This is a genomic window from Rosenbergiella epipactidis (genome assembly GCF_018494055.1).
GTDB lineage: Bacteria > Pseudomonadota > Gammaproteobacteria > Enterobacterales > Enterobacteriaceae > Rosenbergiella > Rosenbergiella epipactidis.
This window is the reverse complement of the sequence record NZ_JABBFQ010000001.1, coordinates 333551-359486: the sequence shown is the minus strand read 5'-3', so window position 1 is coordinate 359486 and position 25936 is coordinate 333551. Positions and strand designations below refer to the sequence as shown.

The window sequence follows — 25936 nt, the reverse complement described above, 5'->3', positions numbered from 1 at the left end:
CTAATCTTTTCGATGTCTATTTTCAAAATTTCTGAATGAGACTTTTCGTGGTGATCGACCTTTCAACAACGGTCGCCGCCTGCCGTTTACCTCTGAGTTATGCTATAATCCGCCCATAGCAGGCGACTCCTTCGCCTTACACCTATTGCTACGCTTCGTTGCTTACTTTTCAAGGTAATACCGTTCTATGTCTAAAACTGAATCGACGACTCTTTCCTCTCTCTGGACACGCAGCGAACAGGTTTCATTTCGTGACCGCCAGCAACTGCGTCGGCGATTGCGGGGGGTCGATAAGATCACTGGGTCTGACGCACAGCAAGCGGTACTCACTAAAATTGAACAAGAGCTGATAACGGCTGAGCAGCGGCTGGTAACTCATGATGCCAGCCGTCCAGCGACTATCCATTTTCCTGAGAATCTTCCGGTCAGCCAAAAACAGCAGGCGATTGCCGATGCAATTGCCAGCCATCAAGTGGTCATTATCGCAGGGGAAACCGGGTCAGGAAAGACGACTCAGATCCCGAAAATCTGTCTGGCACTCGGTCGCGGACGTCAAGGACTTATCGGCCACACCCAACCACGACGTTTAGCGGCACGTACCGTTGCGACCCGTATCGCGGAGGAGCTTGGGACCACGCTGGGTGGTGTTGTCGGCTATCGAGTCCGTTTTACCGATCAAATTTCTGATCAGACACATATTAAATTGATGACAGACGGTATTTTACTGGCTGAGATCCAACAAGATAAACGTCTGCTACAGTACGACACGATTATTATCGATGAGGCGCATGAACGCAGTCTTAATATCGATTTCCTATTAGGGTATCTGCGCGAGTTATTGCCCAAACGCCCTGATTTGAAAGTTATTATTACCTCAGCGACGATTGATCCAGAGCGCTTCTCCAAACATTTTAATGATGCGCCCATAATTGAAGTCTCGGGGCGTACCTATCCAGTGGAAGTCCGCTACCGGCCCGTGAGTGCCGACAGTAGCGAAGGTGATCGCGACCAACTGCAAGCTATTTTCGACGCCGTGGACGAACTCTATCGTGAGCCACCTGGCGATATTCTTATTTTTATGAGCGGAGAGCGAGAAATCCGCGATACCGCTGACGCACTTTCCCGTCAAGGACTCGCCCACACAGAGGTTTTACCGCTCTATGCGCGGTTATCGAATAGCGAACAGAACCGAGTGTTTCAGTCCCACACGGGACGCCGCATTGTCTTGGCAACGAATGTCGCTGAAACCTCACTCACCGTACCAGGCATTAAATACGTTATCGACCCGGGTACAGCGAGGATTAGCCGTTACAGTTACCGAACTAAAGTGCAGCGGCTACCAATTGAGCCAATCTCACAAGCCTCTGCGAATCAACGAGCAGGCCGCTGTGGTCGGGTCTCTGAAGGGATTTGTATCCGTTTATATGCCGAGGACGATTATCTCTCTCGTCCCGAATTTACTGACCCAGAAATTTTGCGGACCAACTTAGCCTCGGTCATTTTGCAAATGACGGCGCTAGGGTTAGGCAATATTCAGCATTTTCCCTTTGTTGAAAAGCCGGATAATCGTAATATTCAAGATGGCGTACGGTTGTTAGAAGAGTTGGGGGCAGTCGAAAATGCCGCTCACGATGTCCAGAAATTAACCCCCTCGGGTCGACAATTAGCGCAATTACCGATCGATCCGCGGTTAGCTAAGATGGTGCTTTCGGCACAACAATTTGGCTGTGTTCGCGAAGCGATGATTATCACTGCTGCGCTATCCATTCAAGATCCTAGGGAGCGTCCCGCCGACCGACAGCAGGCCTCTGATGAGAAGCATCGCCGATTTGCGGATAAAGAGTCGGATTTTCTGGCCTGGGTCAATTTATGGGATTACGTGCAAGCCCAGCAGAAGGCATTAACCGGCAACCAATTCCGCCGCCAATGCAAAAGCGACTATCTCAACTATCTGCGTATTCGTGAATGGCAAGATATCTACACGCAGTTACGGCAAGTGGTGCGCGAACTCGGCTTTTCGCTTAATAGCGAACCGGCTCCTTACCGCGAGCTACACAGTGCCTTGTTAAGTGGACTGTTGTCCCGAGTGGGCCAAAAGGAAGTCGAAAAGGGCGAGTTTATGGGCTCGCGACAAACACGTTTTCATCTTTTCCCTGCATCAAATTTATTTAAAAAACCGCCTAAGTGGGTGATGGTGGCTGAACTGGTGGAAACCAGTAAATTATGGGGTAGGATCGCCGCCAAGATCGAACCTGAGTGGATTGAGCCGCTGGCGGGTCACTTAGTCAAGCATAGCTACAGCGAACCCCATTGGGAGAAGAAACAGGGCGCCGTCTCTGCCTTCGAAAAGGTCACGCTATATGGCTTACCGATAGTTTCGCAGCGTAAAGTCAATTACAGCAAAATCGACCCGGCGATCTGTCGCGAACTCTTTATTCGTCACGCTCTTGTCGAGGGGGAATGGCAAACCCAACATCGATTCTTCAGTCATAATCAACAGTTACGTTTAGAAGTCGAGGACCTTGAGCATAAATCACGACGCCGCGATATCTTGGTCGATGATGAAACGTTATTCGCTTTTTACGATCAACGTATCCCAGATACCATCGTTTCGGTGCGCCATTTCGATAAGTGGTGGAAGACGGCTTTTCAACAGGATCCGCATCAACTCGATTTTGATAAAAACATGCTGGTCCGTGAGGGCGCAGGGACCATTGATGCCAATGATTACCCTAATAGTTGGCGGCAAGGCAACGTGCAATTACCACTCACTTATCAATTTGAACCTGGTAAGGATGCTGATGGGGTTACCGTCCATATTCCATTGCCGTTACTTAATCAGATCACCGAACAAGGTTTTGATTGGCAGATCCCTGGACTGCGTAAAACCTTGATCGTGGCATTGATTAAGTCGTTACCGAAGCCGCTCCGTCGTAATTTCGTGCCCGCACCAGACTATGCTGACGCCTTTTTAGGCCGCGTAACGGATGTAAACTTACCGCTACTCGAATGCTTAGAGCGTGAATTTCGGCGGATGAGCGGCGTCACAATAGAGCGCGATGCGTGGCAGTTGGCGCAGGTTCCAGACCATCTTAAAATGACGTTCCGGGTGGTCGATGGGAATAAGAAAACCCTGCAAGAGAGTAAATCCCTAACCGAACTTCAGCTGCAGTTGAAGGGTAAGGTACGGGAGACACTCTCCAAGGTCGCCGATGTTGGCTTAGAAAAGCAGGGCGTAACCGAATGGGACTTTGGCGAACTGCCCCAAACCTTTAGCCGTAAGCAAGCGGGTTTTACCTTGAAGGCGTGGCCAGCTTTAGTGGATGAGAAGCAGAGTGTCGCAATCAAGTTATTCGATACCGAAGCGGAACAACAACAGGCGATGTGGCAGGGGCAACGGCGGTTACTGCTGCTCAATATTCCTTCACCGATTAAATATCTTCACGAGAAGCTGCCTAATAAAGCGAAGCTCGGACTGTATTTTAATCCTTATGGTCAAGTCCTACAGTTAATTGATGATTGTATCCACTGTGGCATCGATAAAATTATGGCGGAGCAAGGCGGGCTGGTTTGGGACGCGCAGCACTTCATGGTGTTACGTGAGAAAGTCAAAGCGGAGTTAAACCAGACCGTTGTAGAGATTGCCCAGCAAGTCGAGCAGATCCTCTCCACCGTTTTTGCGATTAATAAACGACTAAAAGGGCGGGTCGATATGGCCTTAGCACTGGCGCTCAGTGACATCAAAGCACAGCTATCTCACTTAGTCTATCCGGGGTTTGTGACGCAGAATGGCTGGCAGAAGCTTGCCGACACCTTAAGGTATTTACAGGCTATTGAGCGGCGATTAGATAAGTTACCCGTCGATCCACACAGTGATCGTGCAAGAATGTTGCGCGTTCAACAGGTTGAACAGGCGATACAGCGTTATCGTAATAAATTACCCAAGGCTGAACAGCACAACGATAAGGTGATGGCAGCGCGCTGGATGGTCGAAGAGTTAAGGGTAAGCCTTTTTGCCCAGCAACTAGGAACCCCTTATCCGGTGTCAGAGAAGCGGATCACGCAATTACTGGAAGAGTCACCGAGCTGATGCTCGGTGCACCTTATTGAATATTATTGGTCAGCGCCGATATTTTGCTGTTGAAGGAGCTAACCGCGATAGCACGGTTATCGGCGCGGTAACGATCTTGTGCAGAAGGCGCGGAGCTTTGCACGCCAATAATCTGCCATTGATTGTTAGTATTAATCATCAAGGGTGAACCGCTATCGCCCGGTAGCGTATCGCATTGGTGTGATAACACCGCCGTTTGTGACCAGCCAGTGATTTTACAGCCGATATGGGCAAAGAGATTATCAAGGTTATCGGCAGGGTAGCCGGCTTGCGTTACGCTATTATCCACCGTGCTTAATGCTGCAATCAACTGTTCTCTATTACCGCTAAACAGTGGGATTGGAGTAATCGCTGAAGGGGGATTGTGCAGAATCACGACAGCATAATCTGAAGGGGCTGCTTTCGCTGGAACAATCCATCCTTCACCTGCCGCTTTAAGTTTTCCTGCCAAGCCAGGTGCGACTTTCGCATCAATATCGTGGATCTCGTAAACCCAGCCTTTTTTGGTGGTAACAAAGCGTAATGCCACAGGCGGATCGAATTTACCGGGAGGCGCGAGTAAGCAGTGTCCAGCCGTTAAGGCGACATGCGGGGAAATCAGGGTGGCAGTACAGAGATTACCACTTTCCGTCTCAAGTTGACCGATAGCATCCCAAGGATGAAGTTGCGGCTTATCAATTTCTACGCGGTGATCTTTGCCGAAAAAGAGTGTTTTTATCTCTGCTGCACTGGGGGTATCGTCATCTGCGTAGGCAGTAAAGTGACAGCAGAACAGGGCAAAAAAACACAATCTTTTGAAGCGCATAATGTTCTCAACAGCAGCATAGAAAATTTATAGCGACACTATAGACGTATCAACTAAGAAAAGGGAAGGTAATTGTCACTCAGTGGATGAGGTTAGATAAAACAACACGCAGCCATAATGCCACAAACAATGACGGTCAGAAGAATAATTTCGTAACGGTAGCGGCGCATCATCGACAGACCCCCGTAAAGAAACACCCGGCATAACCGGGTGTTTATATCACTTTGACGCTAGTAACGCTTAAGGCTCACTTATTTTTTAGTGACTTTCTTAGCGTGGTGTTTTTTTGCAGCTTGCGCTTTTTGTGCAGCAGGGTTGACTTTTTTAGCGTGGTGCTTTTTCGCTGCTTGAGCTTTTTGCGCTGCAGCAGGTTTTGCTTTCTTAGCGTGGTGCTTTTTAGCTGCCTGCGCTTTTTGCTCTGCAGCAGGTTTTGCTTTCTTAGCGTGATGCTTTTTAGCTGCCTGCGCTTTTTGCTCTGCAGCAGGTTTTGCTTTCTTAGCATGATGCTTTTTAGCATGGTGCTTAGCAGGTGCTGCAGTGGTTGTAGTAGCAGAAGCTGCTGGGGTAGCTGTAGTGTCTGCAGCGAAAGCTGCTGAAGAGATACCCATAGCCGCGGCAACTACCAGTGCGAAAAGCTTTTTCATTTGAATTTCCTCAATATCACATTATCGGATAGCTCACTGCGGAGCCGGTAGAGTCACTATATGAGGATTCCTGAAAACTGTCCGTTGGTGATTGGTATCGGTATGTAACGGTATGTACATCTCGACTAGTTTCCCAAGTAACGGCGCGTTAAATGCTGTTTAAACCATTTAGGATTCAGCGTTTCCCCTGTAGCCTGTTGCACTAATGTGTCGACGGAGAATCGGCTACCCTGGCGCCAGATCGCATTATTCAGCCAACTGAAAATAGGGTCAAGATCCCCGAGAGTGATGGCTTCATCCACGCTCGGTAGTTGTTGCGCTAGGCTATTAAATAGTTGTGCAGCGTACATGGCACCTAGAGTGTAGGTTGGGAAATAGCCAAAGGAGCCATCCGTCCAGTGAATATCTTGCATACAACCATTGCGATAGTCTCCCGCCGTACTCAAGCCAAGGTAGCGTTGCATTTTCTCATCCCATAGTGCTGGAATATCTGCGACCTCAACCTCGCCATTAATCAGGGACCGTTCAATTTCGTAGCGCAGCACGACATGGGCAGGGTAACTTACCTCGTCGGCGTCGACACGGATCAATCCAGGGCTGACGTGCTGGACTTGCTGCACTAAGTCGTCAAGGGTGAGATCCGCTGCGGCAGTGAGATGTTGGCAGATAAGAGGATGCAGGCGTTGTAAGAATGCCCTACTGCGGCCGAGCTGCATCTCGAGAAATAGGCTCTGTGATTCATGTATCGCGGTCGAACGCGCCAAGGCAATAGGCTGACCTGGCCACTGTTTAGGCAAGTTTTGTTCATAGCGTGCATGGCCGGTTTCGTGGATGACGCCCATTAAGGCACTGAGGAATTCACTGCTATCATAGCGCGTGGTGATCCGCACATCCGTCGACACACCGCCACAGAAAGGGTGGGCGCTAACGTCAAGTCGACCATGATTAAAGTCAAAGTCTAGCAGTTGCATAACAGACTCTGCTAAGGCTTTTTGTTGTGAGATAGGGTAAACACGAGCAGTCTGTAGGGCAGTGGCAGCCGGTTGTTTCGCGATAACCTGTTGCAGAAGATCCGGTAACCAGCCAATTAATTCACCGAAAAGAGTATCGAGTCGTTGGCTTGTCATGCCAGGTTCATAAAGATTAAGCAACGCGTCATAGGGTGTACTGCCGAGTGCTTGTGCCCGAAGTTGCGCCTCTTGCCGTGAGAGGTCGACCACCGGCACAAGGTTACGCTGGAATCCTTGCCAATCATTATCAATACGCTGCTGACGCCATGCTTGTTCGCAACGACTGCCAGCGAGGGCTTTGGCTTCGACCAATTCAGTAGGCAAGATCGCTGCATCGGCATAATGACGCGATATTTCACGAAGATTAGCTTGTTGGTCGCTGTCTAATGGCTCTTGTTGCGCCTGTGCGATCAGCTCCGCTGTGCTAGCTTGTACGAGGATTTCATGATGCATCACACTGAGTTCAGCTAAAGCCTCGCCGCGTGCATCGCTGCCGCCGCTAGGCATCATGGTCTGCATATCCCACCCAGCAATAGCAGAGAGGTGATCGAGGCGGGCCAAGCGTTGAAAACGTTCAGTGAGGGCTTGGTAAGCTTTCATTTATTATCCTTGTGCGTAGCAGTAAGCAGTGAAGTATCCGGTGTAAAAGAATTAAGAGGCCAACTAAAACGTAAACAGGCTCCCCCTAAGGGGCTACTTTCCGCCCGAATAGAGCCTTGAAAGGCATGAGCAATGGAGTGGACGATCGCTAGGCCCAAGCCGCAGCCACCCGTTGCACGGTCACGACTCGGATCCAGACGTACGAAAGGCTCAAAGATTTTCGCCCGTTGCTCGGCGGGAATCCCCGGCCCATCATCTTCGACTTGTAAATAGCCACATTGCGAGTCAAACCACAAACTAATGCGCAATCGTTGCTCGGCATACCGTAAGGCATTATTGACCAGATTATCGAGCACACGCTCCATCAAACGATTATCGGTGATATAACAGGCTGCCTGAGGGGGAACATCCAATTGAATCATCTTATCCGCGCGGATAACGCGCAGATCATCCACCCACTCGACCAGCCATTCGCGCAGATCGATCTGCTGTAGAGAGAGGGCTACTTGAGGGCGGTCGAGGCGAGCGAACGTCAATAACTCTTGGATCAGTGCCTCAAGTTGCCCGATATCGCGGTTTAACGCCGTTGACTCAGCCGCTGACAAGTTATCGCTTATCGCTAAGCGATAGCGTAAACGTACTAATGGCGTTCGTAATTCATGGGCAATCCCATCGATAAGTAATTTTTTACTGGCAACAAGGTCTTTAATATTATCGGCCATTTGGTTAAAGGCGATCCCCAATCGATACAAACTGGAGGTATTCTCGAATTGTGTCCGAGCATCTAAATCACCCTCACCAAATCGCTGTGCCATCTTCTCTAATTTCAGCATTTCTTGCCAGTGTGGACGCATCCAGATAAATACCGGAAGCGCCAGGGACATGGCAATAAAGGTTAAGAGCAACACATCGAGCATGCGCATCTGATGAAGAAAGAACAGATAGGGAATCGGTCCAACCGACAACACATAGTGACTACGAGGGATATGCTGGATAAAGGTGTATTGATCGTCTAAAGCAACGATTTCGCCAGCGTGCAATCGGCGCATATCGGCAGCCGGTAATTGATAGTTTGTCAGCGGCTCAATATGCAGCTTAAACGAGAGATTAAGATCGAGATTATCAACGGTACTGTTCCAATCTTTAGGCGGGATTTCGCGCAGTTCGCTGCGCATCAGTGATAGCGAACTGGCCATCAGGTCATTCATTGACTGTCTGCCCGCACGCTCTGCCGTCATTTTATAGACTAGGCCGACCAATAGGGTCATGACAATGAAGCAAACAAATAAGAGAAGGTAGAACTGAATAAACAGTTTTTTCATTCTGAGTCGGTTTCCCACGCTTGTGGGGCAAAGAGATACCCTTTATTACGAATCGTTTTAATACGAAAAGGCTCTGTGGCGCTGTCGTAGAGTTTTTTTCGCAGGCGTGAAATGGCAACATCAATACTCCGGTCCATACCATCGTAACTCACTCCCCGTAATGTCTGCAGCAACACATCGCGGTTCAAAATTTGTCCTGCATGGCTTGCCAGCTCCCATAACAAGTCAAAATCGGCAGTGGAGAGGGCGATAATCTCACCCGCTAGGGTGACCTGCCGGTTCACCATATCGATGGTGAGTTTACCAAAGCTCATCACACGACTTTGACGCACCGCACTCGGTCGTTCGTCTGTAGAGGCGGCGGAGGGTTGATTTTGACGTAGATGTAAACGCAACCTTGCCAGTAATACCGCTGGCGGTGTCGTTTTTAGAATATAGTCATTGGCGCCGATCTCTAGCGCTAAAATATGGTTCATATCGCTATCCAACGAGGTTAACAATACGATGGGTCCTTGCCACTGAGGGCGCAGATCGCGGCATAAAGACATCCCATCTTTTCCTGGTAACATGATATCAAGTAATACAAGATCGGGTTTCTCGGCTAAAATCGTCGCTTCCGCACGATCGCCACGCGTTTCGATAATCACTTCAATATCATGTTTTTTCAAATAGGCCGAAATTAATTCGCCGACCTCAATTTCATCTTCAACGTAAACTATTTTATTCATTTTTAACAAATTCTTTTTTTATTTAACAATAAAACAACGTTACTGGAAATTATAGCTACGTTATCACGAAAAAGGCATCTCTTGCTGGTATAATAACGTAATTATATGCGACTATAAGCGCCGCAGATATGGGGTAGAAAATGACGAACACTGGGGGATGATGTGCCGATGCCATCGACATCAACAATTGAAAATAATGACTCTATTTCATTTAATTACAGTAGCTTACTTTTAGCTTCCTGTAAGAAGAAATGGCGTTTCGTTGATGCGATTTACGGAGTCCTCCCCATCTTTGGCGTAGTCACTCGCAAATCGGCACATAATAAGCTGGAAACTGTGGATTATTTCAAAGAACTGGCACTGCAAATTATTTCGACACAAGTCAGCGACGAAATGAATATTGCTCGATTATTGGTGCTAGCTGAACAACAAAATATTAAACACTTTACTATTCAATTACCTTATTCACTTTCTGAGCATCAAATCGCGCTTATCTACACGGAATACCGAAAGCCAGTTTCTTTACATCAAGAAAATGACTTTCTGCAAGTCCGCTTCTAAAAGTTAAGGGGTAAGCCCCCCTCACTCATCTTTATATCTTACTCAACGTGATGGCTATACCACTAACGAGTATCGCGATAATCATCACCTTATCGATCGTCCGCAGTCTATAATGCTGGCGATGCTGCCATCCGGCATAAAGAAATATTAATAGACCAGGTGCGTAAAGCGTCAACGACATCATCAGATGGTCGAGACCCGATGCATAGAGTAACCAAATACCGTATAACGTCGCCCCAACACCGATAAGAAGGGGTCGATAGTGACGTGTTTGATAACTGATTTTCGCTAAGAATAAACCCACCAGCAGATAAGGCACTAATACCATCTCTGAGGCGATAATCAATAACGTGCTGTAATCAAGATGAAAGAACGCTATCGCGACAAGGCAGAGCTGAACGCTAATATTCGTCATCCACAGACTGCCGATTGGAGCGTCTGCCGCATTCTGTCTCGCGATCACCTTAGGAAATGCACCGCGTTTGGCCGCGATAAAAGGAATTTCTGCCGCCATGATAGTCCAGCTTAGGTAAGCCCCAGAGACCGAAAGAATAATGCCCCCCACGATAATCCAATAGCCGTAAGGGCCAATCATTTCGACCAGTAGTCCACCCATTGATGGATTTTTCATTGTGGCAAGGGTTTCCCTAGGGACGATTCCGAGCGACAGTATCGTTACCAGTAGATAGACAATTAGCGCTGAGATGACGGCAAAAAGGGTAGCCTTACCGATGTCATTCTTATTTTTCGCGCGGCCAGATACCACTACGGCACCTTCAACACCTATAAAGACCCACAGAGTGATCAGCATTGTCTGCTTAACCTGCGACCATACTGGAAGATGTAATTGCGCCCCGGAAAAATCGAATGAAAATTGACGATAGTCGAAATGCATGATTCCAACCACGATAAAGAGGACTAAGGGCACCAGTTTACCGAGAGTGGCCAGTAGATTGATGCTTGCTGCGGTTTGGACGCCGCGAGTAATTAACGCATGGATAATCCATAGCAATATGGATGCACCTAACATGGATTGCCAAGTATTACCGTCGCCAAACACTAGGTGTCCAGGAGAATCCGTGAAAAAACTGAGCGCAGAGAAGACCACAACAAGATATGAAACGTTAGCAATCACTGCACAGAGCCAATATCCCCAAGCTGAGAGAAAACCAATGGTTTTACCGAAGCCATCCTCGGCATAGGTGAAGATCCCGCCATCAAGATCAGGGCGTAAGCGCGAGAGATAAAGCATGGCGGTAGCCAAAAAGAGGATACCGATACCGGTGATTGACCAGCCGATCACTAAGGCCTCGGAACCCGAAACGGCGGCCATATTTTGCGGGAGACTGAATACACCCGCGCCAAGCATGGAGCTAAGGACTAATGCGGTGAGCGCACCCACGCCTATTTTCTTACCGGTCATAAACACCTACTAACTTGCTAAAAAGTCTCGATAAGCTTACTAAAACAGCAGGTGATGCTAAGAAACGAAAACAACACAGCATATTTCATGGATCGAGTTAGGGCGCTGATTCTACGAAGTGAAGGGTAATATTGCAATGAGTATAAATGCGAAAAAATGATTATTTATGCAGTAGGAGGGTAAAAAAGCACCCGAAGGTGCTTTAGCCGTTATTTGAACAGTTCTGCGGTGACAGTAAGATTACCGCCACTTTGGTTCTGCCATTGGCGAGTAATGTGGTAATACTTCGCGCCTTTATCTGCCGCTCTGCGGGCGATAGCGGTCGACATCTCCGTTGGGTTACCGAAATGCGCCGTGATTGTTACCGTATCGAAAGGCGTCATCTGGGCTGCAGTGATATCATTCACTTCTTGGATCTTACCGCCTTGTGGAAGTGAGACGGTATAGCGCTTATTGGTAGACGTCTGAGTTTCATAAAAACGACCAACACTCTCACTGGTCGAATCTGAAGAGGCTACGCCTGGAATTTCCACTTTCTTGGCGGCTGCGCCCCCCGCTGCGAGAGCTGCTTTACCGGCTTGTGAGTCGGCTGGAATGGCATCCGGACTCTGTACAACGCGTTTCGGTGCATCGGCTTTATAGACATAAGCCGTCACATACTGGTTACCGCCGTTATTCGCCGCAATTTGGCGAATAATAAAGAATGCATCGGCATCCTTCGCTTTGGCCGCACGGGAAATGGCGTATTCAACCTGAGGCTGGCTAGGATAAAAGCCACGAATACTGACGGTATCGTAAGGCTCTAAGCGATAGGCCTCGGCTTTAGGTAACGCTTTAATCCCATTGATATAGCGATATTGTGGCTCTTTCGGGGCAGGGGCTGCATCAGGTAGGTAGAGGTCAGCAGTAACCCGCCAGTTTCCGCCATTACTGTTACTATCGTTTACGGATACGACATAAAATCCGGCTGCGCCCGCATCGTCAGCCCGTTTAGAGACGGCATTACTCACATCAATCAACGAGTTGAAGCGGCCTGGAAAATTAATTCTTTTATAGGGTGCCAGAGATGCGGCTTTTTGAGGGCTGAGTTCTTGAGCGGCAAAGGCAGTAGACAGCCCTAGCGAAATAAGCGCTGTTGCTAAAACTGTAGCAGTAAATTTCATAAAACGTCCTTCAGCTTGCACAGAAAAGAAAATTTATTGTTAATTGTTGAAGGCTGATTATTACATGGAAAAGATAAGCTGTCTTAGTCAATTGTTTGACAAATGTCTATAAACAAGAGCGCGAAGGGTAGAGTCGTCAAATTCTTGACGACTCTTGATAAAGAATGGGTTATTCAGGTAATGCGTCAGGCCGTATCACTAACAGATCACAGCGTAAATGATCGATGACCTGCTCAGCCGTGTTACCTAAGAAAGCTGCTGACAATCCGGTACGGCCAAAATTCCCTAGTACGACAACCCCGGCATTTAATTGTGCGGCGATTTCAGGAATGACCTCTTCAGGTTCGCCTTGCTCTACATAAGTATTAGCGCTGTCGATTGAGAAGGGCTGACGTAGCGCTTTCATTGCTAGCAGATGTTGGCCCCTAACCGCATCACTGTAACTTTGTGCATCAAAGTCAGGCAGTTCAATCGCGAGGTTAACTGGCGTGATGGGATAAGCCCCTACGAGCCGCACCGCTGTCTGGTTCACCTGCGACGCTAATGCTTGTGTTTCACGGACTAATTTTCGATTAAGGTCATCGTGTTGTTGATCGTCGCTGACTAAGTTAACGGCGACCACCGCAGTCGCGTCTTCTGGCCAAGGTTGATCTTTAACCATCCACACCGGACAAGGGCTTTTACGTAAGATTTGCCAATCTGTAGGCGTGAAGATGACCGATTCCAAGCGATCATACTGGTGCGCCATTTTCAGTACCAGATCATAACCCCCCGTTTCGATCTCTTGTAAGATGGCTTCTTGTTGACGATTATGCCAAATCACCTTCAGTACAATATCGACCCCAGACTCAAGATAGACGCGCGCTTGATAGCGCAGCCACTCAGTACGTTGTTGGATCATCTCTTGGCGCATACTCTCTCTTTCTTCCGTAGCAAGCGCTGTGGTCAACTCGTAAGAGAGGTCATAAATAGCAAGAAATGCAGTGATTTTGCCGCCCAGCCGATGATTAAGATATACCGCGCGACGAAGAGCGGGTTGGTCATCCTGATCTGGGTCAATGGCCACGAGAATATTTTTATACTGCGTCATATGACAATCCCTCAGTGTATGGAGTTAACTAAGGATAGTCCGGAATTAATGAAACAGAGGTAAAAACCGGAACATCATTGTTCAGTAACATAGCGTATCCGGTTTGGCTTATCTAGAGGAGATTTACGCGCATTTTTGTGCATGGCCTGCCAGTGCGTTCAACATATCGTGGTTTTCAATCGTAATATATTTACCTTTCACTGATAGCATGCCGCTTTTTTGGAAACGACCTAGCAACCGACTAATTGTTTCAACGGTAAGTCCCAAATAGTTTCCAATATCGCCACGCGTCATTGTTAATCGGAATTCACGTTGAGAAAAGCCGCGTTGGCCAAAACGTTGCGAGAGATTCCAAATGAAAGCCGCTAAACGTTCTTCTGCATTCTTCTTAGAAAGCAATAAGATCATTTCTTGGTCAGCTTTAATTTCGCCACTCATAAGTCGCATGATTTGATGACGTAGGGCTGGCATCTTACCGGCCAGATCATCCAGCGTATCGAAAGGGATCTCACACACCATTGAGGTTTCAAGCGATTGAGCAAAAGAAGGGTGGTGGCCCGAGGTAATGGCATCAAAGCCAATCACATCACCCGCTAGATGGAAGCCGGTAATCTGCTCGTCGCCTTGCTCGGTAATCGTATAGCTTTTCAATGTGCCAGAACGCAGCGCATAGAGAGATTTTAATTCATCTCCAGCTTTGAATAAGGATTGAGATTTTTGAATAGGTTTCTTACGCTCAATAATATTATCGAGCTGATTAAGCTCATGATTATTTAAGGTAAAGGGGATACATAATTGGTTGATACTGCAATCTTGGCAGTGAATAGAACTGCCATTCACTGGCGCGCGTTTGATTAATCTTTTTTCACTTAGCATGATGAACACTCCCGAATATTGTCTGGAGATACTTTAACATTTTTCGCGAAGAAAAAAAGGTCTTATCCACGATCAATTTATCGTGGTTTTTTTAATAAAAAAAACTGACTTTTGTTTTGTTTAAAATCAATAACATAAGTTAATAATAAAAATCATTTCGCTTTGTAATTTACAAAAAAAATACATTAGTTACAGTGAACTTGTAAATATAATTAATATTAGCTGCCTAACAATATGTTAACAAAATAATGGCTAAAAAGTGGGCTATTAGCGTGTTTAATAGCCACTTTAATTATATTTAGTTATATCTTATTCCTTTCGATTATACAATATATTTCAATAATCAATGGTTTTCTGTAAGTATATAATTTTAATAGATAAAAGATATTTTTCATTTATAAAAAAGTGTTTTCGTTTAAGGATTGAGATTGCTCTCTAATGGTAGCCCGTAACCGTTCAATAGTGGTATTGAACAGGGCATCAGTAGGGGTAATGATACCAACCGTCTCACCTGGATCGGTGAACACTAACGGTAGTGGGGAGAGAGCTTGATGAACCAAGTCTTCACGTACTGCGCCGGAGGGAACAAACCAGACATAATTGTAGTGAAGGGCTAATTGCCGGGCGAGAGAGGTGGACGAAGTTTCAATGCGCGTTTCGGGTAACCGACAGTCCTGACTTTCTAAGATACGTTGGGCGATTCGCCAAGGAGCTGTTCCTTCGGGTGAAATAACCACTGGCCAGTTCATCGCTGCAGCGAGACTGACATTCCCTTTTAACAAAGGGTGAGCAGGATTAACCACGAGTTTAATTTTCTCTGTGAACAGGAGTTCATACTCAAGTCCATCCATAAACGTTTTTTCAGCGAGTCGGCCGATACCAAGATCATATTCCCTTGCACGGAGTGAAGCCAGTAGAACGTTATTATGCAGTGTCGACACTTGAAGCTGAACGTTGGGGTTACGATGATGAAAGGCATCGATAATCCGAGGTAATATCCCCATAGCCACCGTGGTTAATGCAGCTAAGCGAATGACTTGAACCGGGGAGGTTTCAAGGGCGAACAAACTGTCTGTGGCATGCTGCAACGTATTGAGGATTTGTAATGCATGGGGCAGTAGTTGCTGTGCCTCGTGGGTCAATATGACGCCTTGCCCCTGACGAATAATAATGTCGTAGCCACAGAGTTGCTTCAATTCTGTGAGGGTTTTCGATAAGGCAGGCTGACTAATGGATAATGTTTTCGCGGCAGCGCTGATCGATTTTTGTTGTGCGACCGCCGCGATAGCGTGGAAATGTCTGAGACGTATCTTTTGATTAAAACGTTGAATATCCACCAGCCCATCCTATGTTACATAATTGTACTTTATCGGTAGGCATAATGTTATGACAGAAAAAAACCCGCCTGTAAACGCGGGTTTGATATCAAGTGCATAGCGCTAAATTATTGATTTGAACGTAAGATTGGGTAGCGTTTTAGGCTCCAAGCACACCAGAGAAGGCTCACTAAGCCAAAGGCTGCGCCGGCATAACCAATCACTGATAGCCCCAACACATTACTAATTTGCCCGCCAAGCAGTGCCCCCGCACCAATACCGATATTATAAATACCGGACATCAGCGACATGGCAACATCGGTCGCGTCGGGCGCGAGAGATAGCACTCTGATTTGCAATGCTAGGTTAATCATCATCATCGCGATACCCCAGACCACACAAAGCGCGATAGTCTCGATATTGTGGCCTGCGGCGATGTACAGCAGTGCCATGCATAGGGTGATAAGGAAAATCGCACCAAGTAGTAGCCCCGACGGGAATTTCTTACCTAATGCGCTAAACAGCGTACTACCAAAGATCCCCGCACCTCCGAACAATAACAGTAATAGTGTTGTAAAGTTGGCACTCTGCAAGGCCACCGCTTGAATAAACGGCTCAATGTAACTGTAGGCGGTATAGTGCGCCGTCACCACGATAGTTACCAGTAGGTAAAGGCAGACCAGCGGTGGCCGACGAAAGAGCTCTGGTACGCTTTTCAATGACCCAGTGTGCTCGCTTGGCAGTTTAGGTAATAAACGCGCCAGCATGATCATTAGTACAAATGAGGAAACACCGATTAACCCGAAAGTCGCACGCCAACCGAGATATTGACCGATGATTCTTCCAATCGGCACGCCCAAGACCATGGCTAACGCGGTACCGGTCGCTAACATACTCAGTGCCTGCGTACGCTTACCCATTGGGGCAATACGAATGACTAATGAGGCGTTAATCGACCAGAAAATTGCATGAGTAATGGCAATGCCGACGCGAGAAGCAATTAAGGCATTAAAATCCCATGCGAACGCCGACAGAACATGACTGATGGTAAATAAAATAAGCAGTACCACCAATAGAAAGCGTCGTTCAATATTACGTGTGACTAACATCAGCGGCAACGAGAGTAAAGCTACACACCATGCGTAGATAGTTAGCATAATCCCGACATCTGCCGTCTTCATCTGATAAGAAGTGGCGATATCCGAGAGTAAGCCAACCGGCACGAACTCCGTTGTATTGAAGATAAAAGCCGAGATCGCCAGCAAAAGCACTCGCAGCCAGGCCACTTTACGTGGAACTGGCGGGATATCCTCTTGATGGGATGAAGTCATTGAAGGTTCTACTATCATAGAAATCTTATTTGCCCAAAATTAACGTGATATAGATCACAGTATAGTGTGAAGGATGCAGATTCAACATCTACTGCAATCAGTATAATCAATATGACAGCAGGCGCCATCTTTGTCCCGCTGCCCGCAATAGTGACTTGGGGTAATAAGCAAAGGATCTTAATAATTTTAAGACGGTAATTTCCCCGAAAAAGCGGAAGATACCTCACTACACTGACTACTCGCTATCTGCTAATCAACGCAAACTTTGCGTTAACGCAATTCCCGCTTAAGAAGAACTAATTAGACTAACACTCTCTCGATTGGCATTTAGGGAAAAACATCATAGTGAATAAAGTGTTTATCACAGGGACCGATACTGCCGTAGGAAAGACCGTCGTCTCGCTCGCATTACTCCGCATGCTCCGTCAACAGGGGATAGTTTGTGCTGGTTATAAACCGTTATCGCAAAATGCTCAGCTGACTGAACAGGGTTTGCAGTGTGTGGATGCTCAATTGCTTCAACAGGCATCAACCATTGCGTTGCATTATGACCATGTTAACCCTTATCCGTTTACCGGAAATGAGGTCAGTACTGGAGCCATTACAACGGTTAACGAGCAACAACTTACCGAAGGGATGTCGTTTATTGAACAGCAGGTAGAGCGTTTAGTTGTAGAGGGAACGGGGGGATGGCATAGCCGCATCAATACTCAGAATCCTTTATCTGACTGGGTAATCAAACAGAAAATTCCAGTTATTTTAGTCGTAGGAATTAAGTTGGGCTGTATTAACCATGCCATTTTGACGGCGGAATCCATTTTACAGCAAGGTGGGGAGCTTGTGGGGTGGGTAGCGAATCGTATTAATCCTGGCTTGGAAGAGTATCAACAACTTATCGCCTTATTGTCACAACATATCGCTGCGCCTAAAATTGGTGAGATCCCCTATGTCCCGCACGCTCATCAGAAAGATCTCGGCACTTATTTTACCTCGCAACCCCTGATTGACTTCTTTACTCGCTAAAAAAAACAGGGCATTACGCCCTGTTTTCGTCAGACTAAGGTGAAACTGATTGGCTGGACGAGCCGGTGTTATCATCGCCAGTACGCTTATAAACAATCTTCTGCTGATCGTTTTCACAATGTCCGACAACGAGACCACCTTGCTGTTCAGCTTGGTCATTAGGCACAACGTCTAATGAGAAAGCTGACTCTGCGACACCGTTTTGGATAATTTTCTGCTGAATGTCCGCTTTTACTGACTCGCATGACGCATAAGAGAGCGTTGGAGCCAGCACCATCACCGTCAATAATGTTAAGCCTAATTTTTTCATGACCTTTTCCTCAGATTAAGGTTGAACAGGGCGTCCAGTTTGGCGATCCAAACAACGTAGTGTTGTCGGTTCCCAATAAGCATTGAGATTAAGACTTTGCTGACAGGCTTCTTTCGAGTCAACGGCACGATCTAAACGGTTAAAATCTTTTTCGTTGCGAGTATTAATTTTCTTACGCAGAGAGCGAGTGTCATCCCACTGTTCTTTATGTTCGCGGGAAAGCTCGCTACTGTAGTTTGTGTGGCCATTATCAATGATAAGGTGCTCGGTCTGAGCCAGTGCTGACGGAGCCACTGAGCCTAAGCAGCTTAGTAATAACGCTGCGGGTAACATCCTGGTTGCAATCTTCATTGTTTTTACCTTTCAGTTAATACGTTCAAGCTTAGTCAATAAGTTTAGCATAATCAGTCCCGATTAAAGATGGGGCTAACTCAAGATTTGTCGACGCGTAGTCCTGCGTACGATTGGCTCACTGGCATCATTTCAAGGGTATTAATATTGACATGCGCAGGCAGGGTAGCGACCCAATACACGGCTTCTGTCACATCTTCAGGGGTCAGTGTCTGAGTGCCTTGATATACGTTAGCTGCTTTATCATCGTCACCCTTAAATCGAATATTCGAAAATTCGGTGCCGCCGACAAGTCCTGGCTCAATATTGGTGACACGTACGGCTGTGCCATGTAGGTCGGTGCGTAAGTTTAAGCTAAATTGGCGGACGAAAGCCTTCGTCGCCCCATAGACATTACCGCCTTCATAAGGCCAGTTACCCGCAGTGGAACCAATATTGATAATATGACCTTTATTACGTTTCACCATGGCAGGCAACACGGCACGAGCAACATACATCACACCTTTGGTATTGGTATCTACCATTGTTTCCCAATCTTTAGGGTCTGCCTCTTGTGCGTGACCTAGACCAAGCGCTAGCCCGGCATTATTTACCACAACATCGATTTCTTGCCACGCACTAGGCAGAGACGAAAGCTGTTCTTCGATGGCGTTATAATCTCTGACATCCAATACGATAGGGTAAAAGTCGTCACCCAACTGTTTCTTTAAGGCTTGCAAACGCTCTTCACGACGGCCAGTACCAATCACCTTGTGGCCCTGTTTAATGAAATGTTTAGTAATCGCTTCACCAAAACCGGATGTGACACCTGTAACCAAAATAATCATGCGTGCTTCCTTAATAAATGAGTGATGAACTTAACATAGCATTCCTTTTGTGACGCCGCTCTATTTTTGCTTTACAAAATATGGCGATAACGCCATGGTGAAAGCATGGCCTTAGGCAGCGCAAGTGGCATAGAGCTTGCAAGACAACGTTTTATTTAATAAGGAATTTTCATGCGTTATGCAATCAGAGCCTCTTTTTTTGATTTTGCGTCCCAACCAGAGCAGGCCAGCCAGGCCAGTCAGCATGCCCGCTATCTTGAAGAAGGGCTGTTACTGATCAATCAAGGGAAAATTGATGCGCTGATTGAATGGAAAAACCGTGATCAGTTTCCTGAATGGCAGGATTACACCTTCTATGACCTGCGCGATAAGCTGATTATGCCGGGGTTTGTCGATACACATATCCATTTTCCACAGATTGGTATGGTGGGTTCATGGGGCGAGCAACTCTTGGAGTGGCTTGAAGAGTATACCTTTCCTGCTGAGAGTGAATACCACGATACCGCCTTTGCCGAACAGATGGCGTCGACCTTTCTTGATCAGTGTTTAGAGAACGGGACGACCTCGGCGCTGATCTTTGGTTCGGTGCATCAAGGGTCAACAGATGCCTTATTTGCTGCGGCGGAACAACGAGAAATGCGTATTATCGCGGGTAAAGTGATGATGGATCGTTTCGTTCCGCAGGCATTATGCGAAGAGGTGTCAGAAAGTTATCAACAGACTAAACAGCTGATTGAGCGCTGGCACAATAAAGGCCGCCTTCATTATGCCTTAACGCCTAGGTTTGCACCGACCTCCACACCGGCATTACTGAGTGTGGTCAGCCAACTGAAACGTGAATATCCCGATGTATGGATACAGACGCATTTAAGTGAGAATCCTCAAGAGATTGCATGGGTCAAAGAGTTGTTTCCCGAGCACCCCCATTATCTCGGGGTCTATCACCATTATGGGTTAACCGGTCCGAAGAGTGTGTTTGCTCACTGCTTACATTTGGAGGAGTCTGAATGGCAATGTCTGGCTCAAACGCACTCGTCTATCAGCTTTTGTCCCACCTCCAATCTGTTCCTAGGTAGCGGCCTGTTTAATTTACGCAAAGCGCATCAGCACAAGGTAAAAATAGGGATGGGGACTGATATCGGTGCAGGGACCAGTTTCTCACTGCTACGCACCCTGTCGGAAGCCTATAAAGTTCAACAATTGCAGCAATATTCCTTAACCGTGGCGGAAGCTTATTATCATGCCACCTTAGGGGGGGCAGCCTCGCTATCCTTGGATGATAAAATTGGCAGTTTTATGCCTGGCAAAGAAGCCGATTTTATCGTTATCGATTTAGCCGTAACGCCTCTACAGACGTTACGGCAATCACGGTGTCGCGATATTTGGGAAAAGCTCTTTGTATTGATGACGCTGGGGGATGAGCGAAATATCCGCCAAACTTGGGTGAATGGGCACTGTGCTTTCCAGCGCCATGAGAGTCTAGCTTAGCCTAAGGGCCCACCTTCAATGGTTTCACACAGACCGGCGAGAATACGTTCGCCGGTTTCCGAGCGAAGTTCCTGATACCAAGCCTCCGTCTGTTGGGGATTGATGGCGTGGGTCACTTCACAACGTTTTCGGGCTTTGAGGACGAGATCCCGTGTCCGTACCGTACGGCGTTGCTGATAACGCTGTAAGCTATCTTCAATACCCAGCGAGTGACTGGCTAAGATATCGGCCAGCACCACGGCATCTTCAATCGCCGCGCAGCCTCCTTGGCCGATATCTGGCGTGGTACTGTGGGCGGCATCGCCGAGTAGGGCTACGCGTCCTTTTACAAACTGATCAAAGGGATCGATATCATGGATTTCGACGCGATTAGTCGTTGATGCATCGAGGGTATCGATCAATGTCTGCACCGACGCACACCAGCCCGCGAAATACTGTTTTAAATCGGTTTTTAATGTCTCTCTATTTTCGGCTAACCCTAGGGGTAACGGGACATCAAAAAAGAAGTAAAAACGTTGACCACTGACCGGCATGAGTGACACCCGTTTTCCCTCACCAACATAGGTTGTCCATTGTGATGCGGGGGCAATCGCTTCATCGACTGCCACTAGCCCATTCCAGTTCACATACCCCGCATAGCGGCGTGGGGCTGCTTTTTCTAACACATATGGACGGGCAACAGAGTGGGTACCATCAGCGGCGATCAGAAAATCTCCATGGGCTTGCGTACCGTCTTCAAAGGTCACCGTCACACCTTCACTATCTTGATCGATAGCCACGAGCCGCATACCAAACTGGATACGGCTTTTACCGTAGTGGTCAATGAGCATATTTTGTAATTCAGCGCGTACCACGGGGTAAGGTTTTTCCCCTACACGCTGGACTAAAGGCGCCATACTAAACTGGGTGAGCGGGGCAGCATTACGATAATCAAAGTATGCCATGGTGCGCATATCGCCTCCAATTGCTTTGATTTTTTCTCCCATGCCGAGTGCATTAAGACACTTTACGCCATTTGGCCAGATAGAGATCGCCGCGCCGACCGGCTTCATCTCTTTCACCGCTTCGAACACCTGGGTTGTAAATCCTTTTTTCTCGAGGGCTATCGCACTCGACATCCCACCAATACCTGCACCAATGATAATTGCTTTCATAGTAAACCCCTTACAAACAGATACTGGGTCTTTGCAACTTTTGTACCAAGACTGATATTGACGTTTCATTGGTTTCAGCGGTAAATGAACGGCTAACCTTATAGTGAATGGACGCCGCACTTGCACCATAAAAGGACATTGCACTATTGTAGGGATATTAATTGAGGAGACCGAATAATGAATCGAGCAACGATAGCAGGATGGGTTTTAACCGGGCTAAGTGGACTTTTTGCGCTATCCGCTAGCGCGAATGACCCACTAAAGGCTTATCCGACCACATTGCCGGGGTTACACCGTCACGTCATTCAGCTTCCTGCCTTAGCGAATGAAGCGGATCAACAAGTCGAATTGATCATCGGAAAAGAAGAGCAGGTAGATTGTAATGCGACATCACTGTTAGGCACCCTGACCACCGAAACGGTTAAGGGATGGGGCTATGACTATTATCAGGTGGCGATAAAGCCGGGTAGGTTGTCGACTAAGATGGCCTGTGTACCGAATACCAAGGAGAAACGATTTATCACTTTACCGTTGGACACGGCACAACGCTTTATTCGTTACAACAGTAAGCTGCCGATTGTGGTTTACGCTCCGCAGGAGATAGCGATCAACTATCGGATTTGGCAGGCCAAGTCAGCCGTGATGACTGCAGAACAGAAGTAATTAAGCGCCCTAAAGTCGGGCGCTACACTGGAATTACTGCTTAGATGAAATGGACTTAACTTGTGACGCTGTCACTTTTTCTTGTTTGCCCGCGAAACGTCCGCGAACATAATTAGTTAAGTCAGCAAGTTGTTGCTCATCAAGCGCATGGCGATAACCCGGCATTGACCACGAGAGCTGGCCCAAGGTTTGAGGGGTGTTGGCACCATAAGCCATCACTCGGATCAGGCTTGCTGGATTATCGGCGGCCACGATCAGATTATTTTGCAGCGAAGGAATAACATTCGGCGTACCGCGTCCCTCCTTACCATGACAGGTAGAGCAATAGCGCAGATAATTTTTATCTGGATCGGTCATGATAAGCTGTGGTGCGGCAGTTTGTTGATTTTTCTCAATCCGTATCGATTGGAGATAGAGACCAATTGCCTTAGCGTCACTGTCGGTTAAATACTGACTACTGTGTGTGATCACAGCAGACATCGGTCCAGTCACTGCGCTGGTGGCATTATGGCCCGTTTTCAGTATTTGAGCGGTTTGTGCAGCATCGTAGGGGAGTTGACGCAGTGACGGCGCATACCAACCTTCAACTTCAGCGCCAGACAGGTAACGTTCACTCGCGGCCGTTAGGGCCTTCTCTTGCATCATCCAGCCGCGAGGCGTGTGACAGGCACCGCAGTGTCCAGGACCTTCTACTAACCAAGCACCACGTTTAATCGGATCGCTATCATCCGGTGACGAGGGGGTACTGACGGGCTCAGGGGCATTGATTGCGTTCCACAGACGCAGTGGCCAGCGAGCGGCAAGATACCAAGGGATATCATTGTCGCGGTTAGGTTGGTCGATAGGCTTCACACCCTGCATAAAATAGGTATACAGGGCGTGTATATCCTGATCGCTGAGCTTGGCATAAGCATTGTAAGGCATGGCGGGATAGAGACGTTTACCCTCTCTAGCAACCCCTTCACGCACGGCACGAGAAAATTCTGCTTCGCTGTAATTGCCAATACCTTGTTGTTTATCTGGGCTGATATTGGTCGAGTAGAGCGTGCCTACGGGCAATTCAAATTTTACACCGCCCGCAAAAGGTTTCGCACTGTCTTGGGTATGACAAGCCATGCAATCAGCCGCTCGAGCTAAGTATTCTCCTTGGGCAATTACGTCACTGTTCGATGATGCATAACTTTGTAGGGAAAACAGAAATAAGCCCGCTAAGCCTAATCGACGATTCATGATGTCGCTCCTTGAGGTGCGGTTAATTCATTAACGGCTCTCCAAGCCTGATCGATGGCGGCATGGGCGTAAGGACTCCAATCAGAATCTGAATTGGCAATGACCACATGACCAAAGGGCTGACGTGCTGTCTTGATCGTTTTCTCTGCTTCTTCTTCATCATCGTATAAGGTGTTAACGATGTAAGAATAGCCATGAGCCCAACGATTGACGGTAATCCCTAGAATATCTTGTTGGTGATCAAATCCTGCCTGACCCAGCATGCCTTGAAGCTGTTCACGGATCATCGTCTCAAACGTACTGAAAGGCGTACCTAATAACCAGGCACGGCCTTTACGTGACTGTTCACGATTCGATAAGCCACTTCCGGCAAGCGTCGGCACGTGCACCATATGCAGGCAGATGGGTTTGTTAGGATCTCGAGGATGACGGTATTCGCCCATATCTACCGGGAAGTCGAGTTTCACCATACTAAAGGGTGCCGCTGGGGAGTAGACATCGTGGACGCCCAGTTTCTGAAACGCACGCCACTGGCGGATAACCACATTACAATAGACTAGTGGTGCTTTAACATTTTGATGCAGGGCTGCTTTTTGCGCTTCAGGTAATTCGGGTATCAACCAAGGAATAATCATGTTGTAGCACGCCATGACCACCTTATTGGCAGAGACTTTGTGTAACTCGCCTTGCTCGAAATAGCTAACTTCTGCCACGTTATCCTGATTTGTTACGTTCACGACGGTACTGTTCAGGCGTAGTCGTACCGAATGGTCTTCACGATCTAATTGCGAGTAATCGAATGTCGCTGTCACGCAATCGTGCATGGTATCACCGGGGGCGACAGCAGGAATTAATCGACGTACCATAATCCGTGCCAAGCCAGCGTTGCCATCAGGGAAGTGATAAATATAGGGGTCGGTTAATTCAGCTTGATCTTCAGGGTCGAGTGGCGGTAATCCCATCGCGTCAAAACCGGGAAGACCACAGAGTTGAGCATCATTACAGGCTGTCGCATCGATTCCCACCGCTTGGAAGTCATTGGTCATCTGCTGGAAATAGGCAATCGCAGTCTGGGACAAGCCAACCTTATCTTTCAGAAAGGTTAAATAACTATTTTTAGCAAGCCAATCGACTTTTTGTTGAATTTCCATTCCGGCTAAATAATCTTTAGGCAGGGTATGCAATAAAATTAAGGCCTGACGATCATCTGAGGACAGAGGGAAATCATTGATATAGTCGGTAATAGGGCGACCATTACGACGATTCGGAGGGATGTCGTCGGCGACCACACCATCTGGATCACCGCTGACTAGCTTATCTTCCCCAAAGTGCGCTTTGTCGAAATAGACGCCGCGGCTGAGGTTAAGGTCGGGGTAGAAATTGACATCGAAATCTTTCGCCATCTGCTGAATATCAACGTTGAGCGATTTTAATAGCGCTAAGACCACAGGGCTGTAAATATGCGTAGGTGATTGGAAGGATTCACTGCCGCCATAGCCAATAATGGTCCCTTCAGGGGTGGAGAACTCGTTGCGCTTCGCGTGGCCGCCAAAGTCATCGTGGTTATCCAGTAGCAAGATACGTTGGTCTTTACCCATTTTTTGCTGCCAGAATAGCGCGCTCGCGAGGCCACTTAATCCTGCGCCGACGATGACCAGATCGTAGTGTTCTTTCGCGGACAGTTGTTTCACCGCCGGAATGAGTCCTTCACGGCCAATTTTATGAGCCATCTCGAAAGAACCCGGGTGGTTCCCCCGCATCCCCATCAATGCTGGTGGATAATAGCGAGCGTTTTCAGCGGTCATTGCCGCATAACTCAATTTAAAGGGTGTTAGGCCGGCGGCTAAGGTAATCGCCGAGCCATTTAAAAAATCACGCCGAGTAATGGGCATGTCATTCTCCATTGCTTC

Annotated in this window: 22 protein-coding genes; 5 read left to right on the top strand and 17 right to left on the bottom strand. The window is 47.5% G+C overall.

Annotation, left to right across the window (positions count from 1 at the left end):
• The first annotated feature begins 187 nt into the window (after positions 1-187).
• The gene (gene hrpA / locus HGT71_RS01775) at positions 188-4090 is read left to right on the top strand and encodes an ATP-dependent RNA helicase HrpA (RefSeq protein WP_214216262.1); all 3903 of its coding nucleotides are present in this window, start codon (positions 188-190) and stop codon (positions 4088-4090) included.
• Positions 4091-4103: 13 nt separating this feature from the next.
• Here the strand turns inward: hrpA and HGT71_RS01770 are convergent, their stop codons facing one another.
• The 5 genes from HGT71_RS01770 to rstA all read right to left on the bottom strand — a co-directional run bounded on the left by HGT71_RS01770 (position 4104) and on the right by rstA (position 9220).
• On the bottom strand, positions 4104-4916 hold the full coding sequence (locus tag HGT71_RS01770) for a trypsin-like serine peptidase (protein ID WP_214216261.1): 813 nt from the start codon (positions 4914-4916) through the stop codon (positions 4104-4106).
• 251 nt (positions 4917-5167) lie between these two features.
• The gene (gene asr, locus HGT71_RS01765) at positions 5168-5560 is read right to left on the bottom strand and encodes an acid resistance repetitive basic protein Asr (RefSeq protein ID WP_214216260.1); all 393 of its coding nucleotides are present in this window, start codon (positions 5558-5560) and stop codon (positions 5168-5170) included.
• A 125-nt stretch (positions 5561-5685) separates the two neighbouring features.
• A complete protein-coding gene (locus HGT71_RS01760) occupies positions 5686-7170 on the bottom strand; it encodes a carboxypeptidase M32 (RefSeq protein WP_214216259.1) in 1485 nt (494 codons plus the stop codon).
• On the bottom strand, positions 7167-8492 hold the full coding sequence (gene rstB, locus HGT71_RS01755; protein WP_214216258.1) for a two-component system sensor histidine kinase RstB: 1326 nt from the start codon (positions 8490-8492) through the stop codon (positions 7167-7169). The genes HGT71_RS01760 and rstB overlap by 4 nt, the downstream gene beginning before the upstream one ends.
• Positions 8489-9220 carry a two-component system response regulator RstA gene (rstA, locus tag HGT71_RS01750; protein ID WP_214216257.1) on the bottom strand — a complete coding sequence of 244 codons (732 nt, stop codon included), beginning with the start codon at positions 9218-9220 and terminating at the stop codon, positions 8489-8491. The genes rstB and rstA overlap by 4 nt, the downstream gene beginning before the upstream one ends.
• 168 nt (positions 9221-9388) lie before the next feature.
• Between rstA and HGT71_RS01745 the strand changes: the two genes are divergently transcribed.
• The gene (locus HGT71_RS01745; protein ID WP_062812219.1) at positions 9389-9781 is read left to right on the top strand and encodes a hypothetical protein; all 393 of its coding nucleotides are present in this window, start codon (positions 9389-9391) and stop codon (positions 9779-9781) included.
• Positions 9782-9812: 31 nt separating this feature from the next.
• On the opposite strand, the gene HGT71_RS01740 is transcribed toward HGT71_RS01745, so the two are convergent.
• The 6 genes from HGT71_RS01740 to HGT71_RS01715 form a co-directional block, all read right to left on the bottom strand.
• Complete coding sequence (locus HGT71_RS01740; protein WP_214216256.1) at positions 9813-11204, bottom strand: basic amino acid/polyamine antiporter; 1392 nt, start codon at positions 11202-11204, stop codon at positions 9813-9815.
• Between the two features lie 209 nt (positions 11205-11413).
• The gene (gene ydgH / locus HGT71_RS01735; RefSeq protein ID WP_214216255.1) at positions 11414-12367 is read right to left on the bottom strand and encodes a DUF1471 family protein YdgH; all 954 of its coding nucleotides are present in this window, start codon (positions 12365-12367) and stop codon (positions 11414-11416) included.
• Positions 12368-12536: 169 nt separating this feature from the next.
• Positions 12537-13457 carry a universal stress protein UspE gene (gene uspE, locus HGT71_RS01730; protein ID WP_214216254.1) on the bottom strand — a complete coding sequence of 307 codons (921 nt, stop codon included), beginning with the start codon at positions 13455-13457 and terminating at the stop codon, positions 12537-12539.
• 123 nt (positions 13458-13580) lie between these two features.
• A complete protein-coding gene (locus tag HGT71_RS01725) occupies positions 13581-14333 on the bottom strand; it encodes a fumarate/nitrate reduction transcriptional regulator Fnr (protein ID WP_214216253.1) in 753 nt (250 codons plus the stop codon).
• A gap of 395 nt (positions 14334-14728) precedes the next feature.
• Entirely contained in the window at positions 14729-15670 is a 942-nt protein-coding gene (locus tag HGT71_RS01720; protein ID WP_422047189.1) for a LysR substrate-binding domain-containing protein, read from the bottom strand.
• A 107-nt stretch (positions 15671-15777) separates the two neighbouring features.
• Positions 15778-16980, bottom strand: coding sequence for a sugar transporter (locus HGT71_RS01715; protein WP_048912144.1), 1203 nt, complete (start codon positions 16978-16980; stop codon positions 15778-15780).
• Between the two features lie 345 nt (positions 16981-17325).
• Between HGT71_RS01715 and bioD the strand changes: the two genes are divergently transcribed.
• The gene (gene bioD / locus HGT71_RS01710; RefSeq protein ID WP_422047252.1) at positions 17326-18003 is read left to right on the top strand and encodes a dethiobiotin synthase; all 678 of its coding nucleotides are present in this window, start codon (positions 17326-17328) and stop codon (positions 18001-18003) included.
• Between the two features lie 34 nt (positions 18004-18037).
• Here the strand turns inward: bioD and HGT71_RS01705 are convergent, their stop codons facing one another.
• From HGT71_RS01705 to ydfG, 3 genes are all read right to left on the bottom strand, one after another.
• A complete protein-coding gene (locus tag HGT71_RS01705) occupies positions 18038-18313 on the bottom strand; it encodes a DUF1161 domain-containing protein (RefSeq protein WP_214216252.1) in 276 nt (91 codons plus the stop codon).
• 15 nt (positions 18314-18328) lie between these two features.
• On the bottom strand, positions 18329-18664 hold the full coding sequence (locus tag HGT71_RS01700; RefSeq protein ID WP_048912139.1) for a DUF1283 family protein: 336 nt from the start codon (positions 18662-18664) through the stop codon (positions 18329-18331).
• A gap of 80 nt (positions 18665-18744) precedes the next feature.
• Complete coding sequence (ydfG, locus tag HGT71_RS01695) at positions 18745-19491, bottom strand: bifunctional NADP-dependent 3-hydroxy acid dehydrogenase/3-hydroxypropionate dehydrogenase YdfG (protein WP_214216251.1); 747 nt, start codon at positions 19489-19491, stop codon at positions 18745-18747.
• Between the two features lie 171 nt (positions 19492-19662).
• Between ydfG and guaD the strand changes: the two genes are divergently transcribed.
• Positions 19663-20979, top strand: coding sequence for a guanine deaminase (gene guaD / locus HGT71_RS01690; RefSeq protein ID WP_214216250.1), 1317 nt, complete (start codon positions 19663-19665; stop codon positions 20977-20979).
• On the opposite strand, the gene hpxO is transcribed toward guaD, so the two are convergent.
• Entirely contained in the window at positions 20976-22133 is a 1158-nt protein-coding gene (gene hpxO / locus HGT71_RS01685; RefSeq protein ID WP_214216249.1) for an FAD-dependent urate hydroxylase HpxO, read from the bottom strand. The two genes, guaD and hpxO, sit on opposite strands and share 4 nt — an antisense overlap.
• A gap of 177 nt (positions 22134-22310) precedes the next feature.
• On the opposite strand from hpxO, the gene eco reads away from it, so the two are divergent.
• Positions 22311-22796 carry a serine protease inhibitor ecotin gene (gene eco, locus HGT71_RS01680; protein ID WP_214216248.1) on the top strand — a complete coding sequence of 162 codons (486 nt, stop codon included), beginning with the start codon at positions 22311-22313 and terminating at the stop codon, positions 22794-22796.
• 33 nt (positions 22797-22829) lie between these two features.
• Here the strand turns inward: eco and HGT71_RS01675 are convergent, their stop codons facing one another.
• Entirely contained in the window at positions 22830-24026 is a 1197-nt protein-coding gene (locus HGT71_RS01675) for a cytochrome c (RefSeq protein ID WP_214216247.1), read from the bottom strand.
• Positions 24023-25918 carry an NAD(P)-binding protein gene (locus HGT71_RS01670; RefSeq protein WP_214216246.1) on the bottom strand — a complete coding sequence of 632 codons (1896 nt, stop codon included), beginning with the start codon at positions 25916-25918 and terminating at the stop codon, positions 24023-24025. Before HGT71_RS01670 ends, HGT71_RS01675 begins: the two co-directional genes overlap by 4 nt.
• Positions 25919-25936 lie beyond the last annotated feature (18 nt).